Source organism: Mangrovibacterium marinum (genome assembly GCF_003046625.1).
In the GTDB taxonomy this organism is placed as follows: domain Bacteria; phylum Bacteroidota; class Bacteroidia; order Bacteroidales; family Prolixibacteraceae; genus Mangrovibacterium; species Mangrovibacterium marinum.
Genome location: NZ_QAAD01000003.1, coordinates 195241 through 210255, shown reverse-complemented (window position 1 = coordinate 210255; position 15015 = coordinate 195241). Strand labels below are relative to the sequence as shown.

Here is a 15015-nt window from a genome sequence, read left to right as displayed (position 1 = left end):
ATCAGGGGAGCAGCTATTTTTGTTGACACTGTTTAGCAGCGAAACAATAATCAATTCACAATAAAATTTACTGCCAGGTATGAAGCGGATTTTAGTTATTCTAATCACACTTTTGACAACACTGGGCTCCAATGCTCAGATTATGGAGCCTGTAAAATGGTCGTTCTCGTCGAAGCAGGACGGCGATCAGGTGAAACTTATTTTCACAGCAACCATTGATGACGGTTGGCATTTGTACGACACAAAATTGCCCGACGGAGGACCCGTTCCCACATCATTTCATTTTAACGAGAATGCGAATGTTGAATTGGTGGGAGCAATGACCACCGATCCGCAGCCTACCGAAAAGTTCGACGAAACCTTTCAGATGGACCTTCGGTATTTTGCAAGCAAGGCGGTATTTACGCAGGTGGTGCAGGTGAAATCGGCCGACCCGGTGACCATTGATGGTTATCTGGAGTTTATGTGTTGTAACGACGAAACCTGCTTGCCGCCGACCGAGGTGGAATTCAGCTTCAAGGCAGATGGTGTTGGTACAGCGGCTGCCGTAACCGGCCCGACTGAAGCCAAAAAGGACGATGCTGAGTCGGTCGCTCAGGCTTCCGAAGCGGAGGCAACAGTGGCTGAGCAGGTAGCCGAGCCGGTTCAGGAGCCAGTTACTCCTGCCGAACAAGGACAGGTGATGACCGATAAAGGGAAAACAGGTACAACTGAAAATTTGTGGATGTTCCTGTTCTTCTCATTTTTGGCCGGTTTAGCTGCTATTTTAACACCTTGCGTGTTCCCGATGATCCCGATGACGGTTTCATTTTTTATGAAGAGTGGCGACACCAAAGCCAAGTCGCGGATGTATGCCTCCTTCTACGGGCTGTCGATCATCGCTATTTATACCATTGTTGGTACGGTTGTGGCACTCATTTTCGGCCCCGATATCGCCAACTTTCTGAGTACGCACTGGATTCCGAATATCATCTTTTTCGCCGTGTTCATGATCTTCGCATTCTCGTTCTTCGGGATGTTCGAGATTGTGTTGCCCAGCTGGTTGGTGAACAAATCGGACAGCCAGGTGGATAAAGGCGGCTTTATGGGCTCATTCTTTATGGCCTTAACATTGGTGTTGGTTTCCTTCTCGTGTACCGGGCCAATCGTGGGGGCTATTTTGGTCGAGTCGGCCGGTGGTGCCGTGCTCAAACCCATTGTCGGAATGTTCGGCTTCTCGCTGGCTTTTGCATTGCCCTTTACTTTATTTGCGCTGTTCCCGGGTTGGCTGAGCAATTTGCCCAAATCGGGCGGCTGGTTAAACTCGGTGAAAGTTGTGCTGGGCTTCCTCGAACTGGCGCTGGGGCTGAAGTTCCTGAGCGTAGCCGACCAAACGTACCACTGGGGGATTCTCGATCGGGAGGTGTATCTGGCCTTGTGGATCGTCATTTTCACCCTGTTGGGCTTCTACCTGTTGGGTAAATTGAAATTTTCGCACGACAGCGATGTGAAGCATGTTACCGTGCCCCGCCTGATGTTGTCTATTGCCACGTTTGCCTTTGTGGTGTACCTCATTCCGGGAATGTTTGGCGCCCCGCTGAAGGCCATTTCAGGCTATATGCCGCCCATGGAAACGCACGATTTTGATTTGCGTGGCATTGTGCGCGACGAAATTCAGCTCCGTGGCGGGCTTCAGGCGAACCAGACGGATGGTCAGGAAGTGAAGGCCAAGTACAGCGATTTTCTGCACTTGCCACATGGCCTGCAGGGTTTCTTTGATTACGAGGAAGGAATGGCTTATGCCAAGCAAGTGGGTAAACCGGTTTTTATCGACTTTACCGGACATGGTTGTGTGAATTGCCGCGAGATGGAGGCCAGCGTGTGGTCGGATCCGCGCGTGCTGAAACGCCTGATGAACGATTACGTGCTGATTGCGCTGTACGTCGACGACAAAAAGCAACTGCCCGAAGACGAGTGGGTGACCTCGAGCTACGACGGCCGCGTGAAGAAGACCATCGGGAAGAAAAATGCCGATTTTCAGATTAGCCGCTTTGGGGTGAATGCCCAACCTTATTATGTGTTGCTCGACCACCAGGGGAAAGAATTGACACAGCCCAAAGCTTACGATTTAGATGCCGATAATTTTGTGCAGTTTCTCGACGAAGGGCTTGCCCGTTTTAAGCAGCACTGATTTAGACCAATTGAAACATTTGTTTTTTTTTCACCATAGTTTAGTTTGGATTAGTATCTAATCCACGAGTCCCGGCCAGCGCCGGGACTTTTTTGTATGGCCACGGTGTGCGGAGGGTTAGTGGTGAGTAGTGAGTAGTGAGTAGTGAGTAGTGAGTAGTGAGTAGTGAGTAGTGAGTAGTGAGTAGTGAGTAGTGAGTAGTGAGTAGTGAGTAGTGAGTAGTGAGTAGTGAGTAGTGAGTAGTGAGTCCGGAGTCATTCTTTGCGTGCTTTGCGCCTTCTTTGCGGACTTTGCGGTTAAACGAATACGGAAACGCCAAAAAAGCGGAGAAGACGCAGAGAGAGGAGTCGGAGGTCCAGTGTTCAGTGATCAGTAGTGAGTCGTGAGACAGGAGTAGTGAGTCATCAATCCATCAATCCGGCTATCCCGCCATCTGCAACGGGCTTGCTACATGCAAAGGCCAAACTTTATCCTATTCTACTCCGGGCTTTCTACTAGCTTTCTATATCATCGGATACAGTAAGCATACAGAAAGCATACAGAAACCTTACAGAAACCCCTGCTTTGCTCCGACGAAATTCCGGTTTGTTTTTCGGTATAAAGATTCGAAAACAGGACGCTACAACCGGCTGGCATCGTCCAACTTTATTTTATCCATCATTTGTTTTTAAACAAAACAACAAATTAGCAATATTAATTATTATTGTTAATTTGATAGCATGCGATAACGATGGATAAAATACTAGAACGTTAGGCACAATATAAATTCGATAAACACTAAGATGGCAATAATTGATTTATTCTCTAAAAGACAAAAAAGACTTCGCGGTGATGTACCGGATGTCTATACCTATAATAATATTCCAAATGATTTGAGAGTGCGTATTGTGCATATAATTCGAGACGCAATTGGAGAAAACACATATGGGAATAACGAGACAATACTTGAATAATTCAATTCATCGATCCCCTTGAAGGTGTATATAGGAGAATCCACGTCGATCTCACTCTCAATTAGATTCACTTTTTTAAACAAAAATTGCAAATCAGTTGTGCCTCTTTGAAATTGAGTTGCTTCAAATCGGAATGTAAAAGAACATCAGTCCCAGCCCCAATTCCTAATATTATGGTTGGTTAAAACGACATGTAGCCTGAGGCGAAGTCCGATTTAACTAGAGCTCCTTTTCAGAGAAAGTAAAAAAGAGTAGGCTGTCATAGGAAATTTTTGTAGCCTTACCTGAAAATAGGACAGTTTAAAATTAGACAAATTAGTAATTATCGAATTGAAAGGATAGCAATCAAGTTGATCCTCCAATTTCTAAGGTTCCTTCCAAATAGACTGTTCTATAGGGTATCTTCTCCCTCGCGTTATTATTAATTCGTTCAAAAAGAAGCTCTGCTGATGCTTGCCCGATCTCGAAGCCCATGGGATGAATGACCGAAAGAGGCGGGTTATACATGGTTCGGAAGGTTTCCTCGCAGAAACCGATGACGGCGATTTGCTCGGGAACTTTTAAGCCTTTTCTGAAGATGGCTTTCATGACCCCGGACATTGTCAGGTCGCTGATTGCAAAAATGGCATCGGGAGGATTGGCCGTGTTCAGTAATTCCATGGTTCGTTTCTCTGCTTCGTCGGGCCATTCACACGATACGATATAATCGTCAGTAACCGGGTAATTTCGGTGTTGAAGCGCCATTTTATAGCCTTTGAGCCTGTTTTGGCTGATGAGCAGGTTGAGGTTCCCTGTACAGATTCCGATTTTCTTTCTGCCCCGGTCAATTAAGTGGTTGACCGCATTAAACGAAGCTGTAACATCGTCGACCAGGACACAGTCGGCTTCCAGGTCGGTCACGACCCTGTCGAAAAAGACAAGCGGATAGTCCCGGTCAATTAGATGCTTGAAGTGGGAGAAATCTTTGGTTTTTCGCGATACTGATACTAAAATCCCTTCCACATTGTTGGCCACAAGGATATTGAGGTTTTCTTTTTCCCGTTCAAACGATTCGTTGGACTGTAGAATAAGCAGATTATAACCATTCTTGTAGACAATCTCCTCGATTCCCCGGATTACCGAAGGGAAGAAGAAATAGGAAATCTGGGGGACAATTAGTCCAATTACTTTACTGCGTTTGTACCTGAAAGAGGCAGCGACAGCATTGGGCATGTAGCTAAGTTCCTCCGCCACTCTACGAACAGCCTCTTTGGTTGTTTGGCTGATATCCGGATGATCGCGTAAGGCTCTGCTAACAGTCGATTTAGACAGGTTCAAGCGTTTGGCAATATCGAGAATTGTAGCCGGGTTATTGGGCATAACTAGTCTTTTTGAATTCAATTTGAAATATACAATAAAATTTTCCGGACGGTTCATTAATTCGCTTCTTAATTGCGGGAACCGGTAAGCGGGGGCGTTTTACCGGAAAGGTTGCCGGGGAATATTGGGCAGAAGTTTAGTTTTCCCAGGGTAAAAATAAAAAATGTTAAAAAATGTTAAAATATTATCTTCGCAACCGGTTGTGCAACCGGTTGTGTTTGTAACTGGCAGTGTTTTAGGTTTTTGGTGTGTTTTTGGTATCGAAAAATGATTTAGTTTCGTATAGGAAATTATATCAAAAACCTAGGAGAATTTTAAAACTGTGTATTCAAACTTAAATTTAGAACTTATGAAAAAAGTCGTTGTCATTCTGATGATCCTGTTTCTGGGGTGTTTTGCAAGTATGGCTCAAAAGGGTACTTTGACCGGAACATTTACAGATAAAGCCAATGGCGATCCGCTTATTGGAGCTACGATTATGCTTAAGGGGCGTACAATCGGAACTATTACTGATTTTGACGGGAAATATACCTTGGATAAGTTGGATCCCGGAGTTTACGTTTTTCAAGCGTCTTTTATCGGGTATTCCGCCGTTGACAAAGAAATCGAAATTATTGCCGATCAGGTTGTAACATACGATGTTCAGCTTTCGCAGGACCTTATTGGTCTGGATGAAGTTGTTGTAACCGGTGTTGTTAACCCGAGATCGTTATTGGAGTCCAGTGTGGCAATTACAAGTATTAAGCCTAAGACTCTTGGTCAACTTGGAGCTGTTACTACCGCTGAGGTCTTTAAGTCGATTCCCGGGATTCACTCAGAGTCAACTGGTGGTGAGGGGAATGCCAATATCTCTGTAAGGGGTGTGCCAATTTCTACCGGAGGTTCTAAGTTTTTACAATTGCACGAGGATGGGCTTCCGGTGATGCAGTTTGGTGACATCATGTTTGGTAATGCAGACATCTTTCTTCGTTCAGACAAAACATTAGCTCGGGTTGAGGCTATTCGTGGTGGTTCGGCGTCTACTTTTGCCAGTAACTCGCCTGCCGGTATCATTAACTTTATTAGTAAAACAGGTGCTGTAAAAGAGGGGACTATTGGAACAACATTTGGTCTCGATTATCGTGATTTCAGAACTGATTTCAACTTCGGTGCTCCTATAGGGGATGGTTTGTCGTTTAATATTGGTGGTTTTTACCGCCAGGGAGTTGGCCCCAGAGATGCCGGATTTAACGGCAATATGGGTGGACAGATTAAAGCGAACCTGACTAAAGAATTTGAGAACGGTTATGTCCGGGTATATCTTAAATTTTTGAACGACCGTGCTATTTCGTATATGCCGATGCCAGTGGTTGCTACCGGTACTGCTTCAAATCCTAATTTCTCATCAATTCCTGGACTCGATTTAAAGCATGGTGCTTTGCAAAGTTCTGATTTCTTCAACATGACTAGTATTGATGCCAACGGAAACCCAAGGACAACCGATATTTCAGACGGGATGCATCCTGTATCAAAATCGATCGGTGCTGAGTTTTCATTTGATTTGGGCGAAGGATGGAAGTTGTCAGATAAAAGCCGTCTGTCGTTGACGAATGGTGCTTTCAGAACAATGTTCCCAATGGGGCTAATTGGAAGTGCTGACGATGTTGCTCAAGCTGTACTTGGTGACGCTTATGCTTCAGGTTACACCTTTAGCTATGCTAATGGTCCAAATGCCGGTGTTGCGCTATCCAATTCCGAGTTGTCCTCGCTGAATGGAAATGGTAAGTTGATGCAGTTGGCTTCTTTCGACGTTGATATTAATAGTCTTAATAATTTTACCAGCGATTTAAATCTTTCTAAACGGTTTGATAACGTGAACCTGACGCTGGGTTACTACAAAGCTTACCAGCAGATTGCGATGTATTGGGCGTGGCAAGGATATATTACCGATGTAACCAACCAGCCAAGATTGATGAATATTGTTAGTGCCGATGGTTCTTACTACACCGAAGGCGGCGTTACCAATTATGGTGTTTGGGGCTTAGGTCGTAAATATGATATGAAATACGATATCGATGCGCCTTATGCAAATGTGGAACTGGATGTAAATGACAATTTTAATATTGATGCGAGTGTTCGATATGATTTTGGAAATGTAGACGGATACTATTTGTCAGGCAAAACTGCGGCAATCGATGTAAACAGAGATGGTACTATTTCTCCTGTGGAAAGTAGTGCAACAATTGTAGACAATACAAATCCTCATTCGGTAAGCTACGATTACAGCTATTTCTCATTCTCTTTGGGTGCAAATTACAAGTTGGATGATGGAAAAGCAATTTACGCACGAGTTAGCCGGGGCGGACGCGCAAATGCCGACCGTTTACTATACTCGCAATTCATCGATGATGCAGGGAAAACCCTAGATGGTACTGATGCAGATATGATTACTCAGGTGGAGCTTGGGTTTAAATACAGATCGCCGAAATTTGGATTCATGTTAACTCCTTATTATACAAGTGTGAGTGAGCAGAATGCCGACCCTACAGAGCAGAAGATCTATCTGATCGATTTTAAATCGTATGGTGCAGAACTAGAGGCGACTGCTCAGTTAGGCGACTTGTCGATAAGCGCAGGAGGTATTTTTACGAAAGCAGAAATCAAGAGTAGCCTGGATCCAACGGATGTTGGCAATACACCGCGCCGCGTACCTGATTTAATGTATAACATCAATCCATCGTATAAGATGGGTAAAGCGGTTTTAGGATTAAACCTTATCGGTACGACTAAAGTGTTTCAGGGAAATAATAACACAATTGTTCTGCCTGGTTACGCTTATCTGAACGGATTTGCCAGCTACGATATCGCTAAAGGCTTGGTCTTAAGTGCCAGTGTTAATAACATCTTCGATACGTTAGGTTTTACAGAAGCTGAAGATTTCTCATTTGTCGATAATGCAACAAACTACATGCGTGCTCGTCCAATTACCGGAAGGTCTTCGACATTAACAATTACATATACCTTTTAAGTGAAAGGCTAAGGAGAAGAGCTGTTCTGTGCAATTCAGCCGGACGGCTCTCTCTTTGAGTTATTTGAAATCTATAGTATAAAACATTTAGATTAACCAGAATATGAGCATACAGGAAAAAGAAACTCAAAAGCAAGGCTTACAGGATAAAGGAAGTCTCGAGAATATATTAGAGACGATGAAGCAGAATTTATCTTGGGTTTCAGGCGAAATCAAAGATATCGAAAGTATTCCCACTGGAGACATGCCGGGAGATAAGGTTCAAATTGGCCCCGAGCATATTCGTAAATCCAGGATTATTCTTCCTCTTTTGGTGGAGCAGTTGATTCCTGTATTGGAAGAAAATCAGTATGGGAGAGCGGTCGTAGTTGTTTGTGGAGGATCTGGTGTCGGAAAGTCCGAGACTGCTTCGTTGCTTTCTTATTACCTGAATGAAATGGGGCTGGGGACTTATACTTTGTCGGGTGATAATTATCCGCACCGGCTTCCGAAATATAATGACGCAGAGCGATCTCGGATCTTCCGAAAAAGCGGGATTGAAGGAATGATTGCGAATGGACAGTATAATGAGAAAAGGAAAACAGTACTAAAAGAGTTGCAGGAAAGTGGTAATGATTCGAACGCTACATATGTGTCCAGCTATCCGTGGCTGGCTGTTTATCAGCAAGCGGGCCGCAACGGGCTTAAAAACTATTTGGGTACGAATAATGAAATTGATTTTAAAGAGCTGACAGGGATTATATCACAGTTCAAAAACGGAGTATCCGAAATATTTTTGAAACGAATGGGGAGGGAAGAAACCGAACTGTGGTATGATCCTGTCGATTTTAAAGAAAAGAATATTCTGGTTATTGAATGGACTCATGGTAACAACGATAATCTTCAGGGGGTAGACATTCCTATTTTGCTCAACAGTACCCCGCAAGAAACATTAGAGCACCGTAAAGCCCGTAATCGGGATGGTGGTACAGACAGCCCTTTTATTACAACCGTTTTGGAGTTGGAGCAGCAGCTGTTAGTAGCGCAGGCATCCAAAGCGAAACTAATATTGACAAAGGCAGGGGAACTCATTGACTACGACGAATTTTTGAAGCTGATGACAAAAGAGAACAAATAAATCGGAGAAGTTATGGCAGCACAACAAATAAGTACGAAGAAACTCGTTAAATCGGGTCCGATGCTGAATGCGTATCCTGATAGTATCGGTGGAACATTGGGGAACATTGTTGATTTCATGCAAAAATCGGAATTGGACGATGCGTTTCAGGCATTCTATATTTTGCCCAGTGTTTTCAATACCGATTTGGACAGGGGGTTTTCGGTGATTGATTACGAGTTGAATGAGCTTTATGCTTCTACTGATGATTTGGATGAACTGAAAAAAATGAATATTGCCCTCAAGTTTGATTTTGTGCTGAATCATGCATCAGTGCTTTCGGCTCAGTTTCAGGATATCTTGAAGAACGGAGAAAATTCAGCTTATAAAGACTTTTTCATTCAATGGAATAAGTTTTGGGATGGTTATGGGCAAATGACCGACGAGGGCTACATTCAACCGGATTCAGAATACATCAAAGACATGTTTTTCCGCAAACCGGGACTGCCGATTCTGATGGTTCGTATGCCCGACGGGAAAGAGGTTCCGTATTGGAATACCTTCTATCAGGAGATTAAATACGGTAAGATCGATGCGCAGGATCTCATGAGGGGGATGGATGTTCAATATAGTGTGGCTCAAAAACTGGCCGAAGTAGTCAATGCATCTTTGGATGAAGGAAAGGTGCCATCAAAGATTGATTTTGATAAGTTTACAACTTATAGCCAAGATGTGATAGCTCTGCTTGAATCCAGACGGAAATATCTGGGGCAAATGGATCTGAATATTAAGTCTCCATTGGTGTGGAAGTTTTATGAGGATACATTGAAGAAGCTTTCCGCTTATGGCGCAGAGATTATACGGCTTGATGCCTTTGCCTATGCGCCGAAAGAACCGGGATCGAAAAATTTCTTGAATGATCCAGGAACATGGGACTTTTTGGGGGAGATCAGAGAATTAGCCGATAAATATGATCTCACCCTTTTACCGGAGATTCATTCAAAATACGAAGAGAAGATACACGAAAAACTTGCGCAGAAAGGTTATCTGACCTATGATTTCTTTTTGCCTGGACTAATCATCGATGCTTTCGAACGAAATACCAATGAGGTGTTGATTAAGTGGATCAAGGATATGCAGGAAAAGGATATTCGGGTTGTAAATATGTTGGGATGCCACGACGGGATTCCTTTGCTAGACCTGAAAGGTTTATTGGCCGACGAGCAAATTCAAAACCTAATTGATACAGTTGTAAAACGTGGCGGGTATGTGAAGGATTTACATGGTCAGAAAAACATGTATTATCAGGTGAATGCGACCTATTATAGTGCATTGGGAGAAGACGAAGACAAGCTTCTTTTAGCTCGGGCAATACAATTATTTATGCCAGGTAAGCCTCAGGTTTGGTATCTCGATCTTCTGGCCGGAAAGAACGACTATGATGCCGTGGCAAAAGCCGGTCCCGGAGGGCACAAAGAAATTAACCGGACAAATCTTGAGCTTGATAAAGCTTTCCAGATTATTGGAGACGGTATTGTTCAGAAACAAATAGAAATATTGAAATTTCGGAATAGTTTCCCTGCATTTGGATTTGATGCGCACTTGCAAATTCATGACTCTACAGCAGAATTATTGAAGCTAGAATGGACGAATAATGGCTGTATTGCAACGCTAGAAGCGAACCTGTTAGACTTTTCATTTAAAATAACAGGGATGGATGAAGATGGGAATGATGTTGTTTACCGGCAAGGATAATAGAATTCAAAATCGTAATTTTCTTTCTTAACTTGGAAAGTTAATTGCAGCAAATAAGAAACGTTTAGACCAATACTTATGAATACAGGTTCACAAATAAAGGGCGAACAAAATTTAGCTGTCATCAAGTGGCTGACCTTTCTAATGTTTATGATGTTTGCGATGACTACCGATGCTGTTGGCGTTATCATACCGGAAGTGATGAAACAGTTTCAGGTAAGCATGACTGCAGCAGGTTTGATGCACTACACCCCGATGATTGCGATAGCGCTGGCTGGTGTTTTTCTTGGTTTTCTGGCTGATAAATTAGGTCGGAAAGTTACGGTAATACTAGGACTAGCAATTTTTGCAGTTAACTCCTATTTATATATCGCGGCGAACACTTTTGGCTTTATCCTCAGCCTTATGGCTATCGGTGGTTTGGCTATCGGAGTATTCAAAACCGGGGCATTGGCGTTAATCGGAGACATTAGTAAATCGACAAGGGACCATACATCAATGATGAACGCAGTTGAGGGATTTTTTGCAGTAGGCGCCATAATTGGTCCTTTCATTGTCACTAATTTTCTGAGCAAAGGTGTTGCCTGGCAGTTCCTGTATGTTGTGGCGGGAACGTTGTGTGTTATACTGATTATTCTAGCCTTGTTGGTGGAATACCCCAAAACGATTAAAACAACAGAAGAAGCTGTTAATCTAAAGGCGGCCTTGTCTATGTTGAAAGATCCGTATGCCTTAGGCTTTTCAATTGGAGCATTTTTGTATGTAGCAGTTGAATGCGCTGTTTATGTGTGGATGCCCACGCTGATTTCAAAATATGAGGGGAACCTGGTACTGATTGCGACCTATGCATTAACGATTTTCTTTGTACTCCGGGCTGGGGGGCGTTTCTTCGGTGCTTGGTTACTGGTGCATTTTAACTGGTCGGTGGTTCTGGTTATTTTTAGCTTTCTAATCCTCCTTTGTTTTCTTGGAAGCGTTATTGGTGGAATTGAAATGGCAGTAGTATTGCTTCCTTTGTCAGGACTGTTCATGTCGGTGATTTACCCTACAATCAACTCTAAAGGTATAAGTTGTTTTCCTAAAGCGCAACACGGGGCAATCGCTGGTGTCATTTTGTTTTTTACGGCTGCAGGAGCCGCATTAGGACCGTTGTCGATGGGAGCAGTGAGTGATGCTTGTGGACATGATGCGTACTATGGGTTTATTCTTGCAACAATCTTTGCTGGTTTGTTATTTGTTGGTTTAATACTTAATTTACTGTTGGATCCAACATATCAACGTTTGTCCGAATTAGAATTAACACAATATAGGGAAATTTAGATGTAATCCTAAAGGACTAGATGGCGCCTGGTGCTATTATCCGTGAGTTGTCGGCACGAAGAGGCTTACACCATTACTGGTAAGCTGAAGGGTGAAGTGGAAAATGCGAAAATTTATCTGCAAAAGCGTGATTTCGAATCGCAAAACATTGTGGATAGTACAGTGGTGCACGACGGCCGGTTTGTGTTGACCGGTAAAGTCGACTTTCCGGGCTTGTACACCATTATTATTGACCGCACGCCTGAAGGAATGGAATCTCAACCAAAGTATAAGAATGTGTCGAACTTCTACCTCGAAAATTCCAACATAAGCTTCGATGGCGATATCAATACCTTGCCCGGCTTTTATAATAATCCGAATCGAACGGTAGTGCCTGCAACCATTAGCGGTTCAAAGGCGCAACAACAAAAGGACGAGTACAGTGCGCTTGTTGCACCCTATAACGAACAGCTAAAGGCTCTTAATAAACGTTACATGGCCGAGTATTTAACCCCTTATTTTGAAGAGGGTACGGAAAATACAGCGGTTGGTATTGAAATAGCCAACAAAGAAAATGAAGTGAATAAACAGCTGCTCGACCTGCAAATCAAGTTCATTCAGGAGAACACAGCTTCCATTGTCGCTTTCGACTTTGTATCTTATTTCTTCACCGGGATGTATGTCGATTTTACAGTAGCGGAGATTGACGAAATGGTTGGCTGGCTGGCCAACGACTGGCAGGGAACTCCTGTTTTCGACCGGCTAAAAGAACAAGCCGAGGCGGCAAAGCGCGTCGCATTGGGCGAGCGATTCAAAGATATTGAACTTCTCACTCGTGACGGGGAACTTGTTCCGCTGTCGTCGTTAATTGAGCCCGGGAAATTCAATATGCTGGAGTTCTGGGCAAGCTGGTGTGGCCCCTGTCGCGGCGAAATCCCCCACTTAAAGCGGGTGCACGAGGAATACAAGGATAAGGGCTTTCATATCATTAGTATTTCGGTCGACAGCAACGATAAAGATTGGCAGAAAGCCATGGACGAAGAAGGCATGGTGTGGACTCAATTGCGCGACCCCAAAGGAATGAATGGTGATGTGGGAACCGTTTACAATGTGTTAGGCGTGCCCACCTGCATTGTCCTCGACAAGGACAATCGGATTTACAAAACCAATATGCGTGGCGCCTATCTGGATGCATTTTTAGCACACGAGGTTAATTGATCTAAGGCGTTTTGTCTTGTAAATAGCATATTTTAACGACAACAGAGGGATTCGGGTTTACTCGCTGAATCCCTTTGTTTTGTTTTTATACCGGCTTGCGTTAAAACGATCGTATTCAAATTGAAAAATAAACTGCGAACGCCTAACTCTTCGCCTCTAATCAAGCGTTGCTTGCATACGCTTGGCATTGGAGGCTTTGTTGAACTAAACACTGCGCCTGGCTTAACCGACTGTTAATAAACCACTTTCGGATAGTGTTTTCAATCGGTTTTTTGTTTCCTTTTCGGAAGGCGTTTGGGGTGGTATTGTTGGCCTTGCAAGTCCTGTTTTGGCTGCTCGGATTTGACTGTGGCATCAGTACGAGCTCGAAGAAGCGAATTGCCGATAAACTGGAAGAACTGAACATTGTTGGGCTAAGCCGCAAAAGCATTGTTGGGGTAGCCCAATTCCTGAACCCGTACATCCGCGGTTGGATCAACTAATACGGAAGGTTCCGAAAAGCGCGATGAACCCGATCTTTCATTTATTAAGCCGGCGCCTGATTTGCTGGGCACGCCGACGGTACAAAGGTTACAAAGCCAGTCGGCGCCGCGCATGGCAGTGGTATAACCGGGTTCGGGAACAATTTCCGGTCCTGTTCTATCCCTGGCAAGTAGGCCTAACTGGGTAAAACGTTTAGATTTGTATAACAAGAGCCGGATGACGGGAGACTGTCAAAGCTTGTCCCGATTAATCGGGATGCGGTTCTGTGAGAGGCTTAGGGTGAAACTCCCTTTGCCTACTTGACTACCAACCGTTAGCGCCAAGCAAAAAAAAAAAGAATGACATTGCGGGGATTAACAAGAATATTCTTGGCATATCTTGCGGAGAATATTCCATTTGCGGAGAATAAACACTATATTTGTCGCATATTTTGCGGAGAATGAAAACTTATATACACGAAAAAGAAGACTGGACTAACTTCACTTGGGACAATAAAAAAGTAATGATAAAACTCGGTGAAGCAAGAAATCAACAAGGTAGGCTTCTGGGTAAAATGGAAACTCTTGGCTTTGATTTACAAGATGAAGCAGTGTTAAATACTCTGACCTTAGATGTTATTAAATCATCCGAAATTGAAGGAGAGTTTTTAGAAGTTGAACAAGTACGTTCTTCAATTGCTCGAAGACTAGGAATTGATATTGCTGGAGCAGTAGAAGCAGAGCGACATGTTGAAGGAATCGTTGAAATGATGCTCGACGCTACACAACGATATGACTTACCTTTGACAAAAGACAGATTATTTGGTTGGCATGCTGCATTATTTCCAACTGGTTGGAGTAATCTATATAAAATTACAGTAGCAGACTGGAGAAAAGACACAACTGGACCTATGCAAGTTGTATCTGGGGCAATGGGAAAAGAAAAGGTTCACTATCAAGCACCAAGTTCAGACAGAATAGAACCTGAAATGAAAAGATTCTTAGACTGGTTTGAAAACGAGCATGAAATAGATTTGGTCCTAAAAGCCGTCATTGCTCATTTATGGTTTGTAACTATTCATCCATTCGAAGATGGAAACGGAAGAATAACTAGGGCAATTACAGATATGATGTTAGCTCGTTCTGACAAAAGTATTCGACGATTTTATAGTATGTCCGCTCAAATTAGAGTTGAAAGAAAACAGTACTATGAAAAACTCGAAAAAACTCAAAAAGGAAATTCAGATATTACTGAATGGATTCTTTGGTTTTTGCAATGCTTAATTAATGCAATAGATTCAACGGACGAAACTTTATCGAAAATACTTCATAAAGCAGAGTTTTGGAAATTGCATTCCAATACAATTCTCAACGACAGACAACAAAAGATAATAAATAAACTTCTTGATGGATTTGACGGAAAACTAACTACCTCAAAATGGGGAAAAATTAATAAATGCTCACAAGACACTGCTCTGCGTGACATTCAAGATTTGATAAAAAAAGATATTTTACAGAAAGAAGCAAGTGGTGGACGAAGTACAAATTATGAACTAAAGGAAATTGCCAGCAGGTAACTCTTCGCCTCTAATCAAGCGTTACTTGCATACGCTTGGTATTGGAGACTTTGTTGAACTAAACACTGCTACCGGATTAACCGACTGTTAATTAACTATTCTCGGATAGTGTTTTCAATC

General features: G+C 43.1%; 10 protein-coding genes. 9 read left to right on the top strand and 1 reads right to left on the bottom strand.

Annotated features, from left to right (window positions below):
- Window positions 1-79 precede the first annotated feature (79 nt).
- Window positions 80-2170 carry a protein-disulfide reductase DsbD family protein gene (locus tag C8N47_RS04150; protein WP_107821257.1) on the top strand — a complete coding sequence of 697 codons (2091 nt, stop codon included), beginning with the start codon at window positions 80-82 and terminating at the stop codon, window positions 2168-2170.
- A gap of 782 nt (window positions 2171-2952) precedes the next feature.
- Complete coding sequence (locus C8N47_RS18745; protein ID WP_170111270.1) at window positions 2953-3123, top strand: hypothetical protein; 171 nt, start codon at window positions 2953-2955, stop codon at window positions 3121-3123.
- 345 nt (window positions 3124-3468) lie between these two features.
- Here the strand turns inward: C8N47_RS18745 and C8N47_RS04140 are convergent, their stop codons facing one another.
- Window positions 3469-4482, bottom strand: a complete 1014-nt coding sequence (locus tag C8N47_RS04140) for a LacI family DNA-binding transcriptional regulator (protein ID WP_170111280.1) — start codon at window positions 4480-4482, stop codon at window positions 3469-3471.
- 349 nt (window positions 4483-4831) lie between these two features.
- Between C8N47_RS04140 and C8N47_RS04135 the strand changes: the two genes are divergently transcribed.
- From C8N47_RS04135 to C8N47_RS04105, 7 genes are all read left to right on the top strand, one after another.
- Window positions 4832-7489: a TonB-dependent receptor domain-containing protein gene (locus C8N47_RS04135; RefSeq protein WP_107821254.1), complete on the top strand. Its 2658-nt coding sequence runs from the start codon at window positions 4832-4834 to the stop codon at window positions 7487-7489.
- Window positions 7490-7592: 103 nt separating this feature from the next.
- A complete protein-coding gene (locus C8N47_RS04130; protein ID WP_211316030.1) occupies window positions 7593-8606 on the top strand; it encodes an adenylyl-sulfate kinase in 1014 nt (337 codons plus the stop codon).
- Window positions 8607-8825: 219 nt separating this feature from the next.
- A complete protein-coding gene (locus C8N47_RS04125) occupies window positions 8826-10340 on the top strand; it encodes an alpha-amylase family protein (RefSeq protein ID WP_483869232.1) in 1515 nt (504 codons plus the stop codon).
- 78 nt (window positions 10341-10418) lie between these two features.
- Complete coding sequence (locus tag C8N47_RS04120) at window positions 10419-11660, top strand: MFS transporter (protein ID WP_107821252.1); 1242 nt, start codon at window positions 10419-10421, stop codon at window positions 11658-11660.
- A gap of 42 nt (window positions 11661-11702) precedes the next feature.
- On the top strand, window positions 11703-12857 hold the full coding sequence (locus tag C8N47_RS04115) for a TlpA disulfide reductase family protein (RefSeq protein ID WP_170111279.1): 1155 nt from the start codon (window positions 11703-11705) through the stop codon (window positions 12855-12857).
- A gap of 254 nt (window positions 12858-13111) precedes the next feature.
- Complete coding sequence (locus tag C8N47_RS04110; protein WP_107821250.1) at window positions 13112-13339, top strand: hypothetical protein; 228 nt, start codon at window positions 13112-13114, stop codon at window positions 13337-13339.
- Between the two features lie 440 nt (window positions 13340-13779).
- Window positions 13780-14895, top strand: coding sequence for a Fic family protein (locus tag C8N47_RS04105; protein WP_107821249.1), 1116 nt, complete (start codon window positions 13780-13782; stop codon window positions 14893-14895).
- Window positions 14896-15015: the final 120 nt, after the last annotated feature.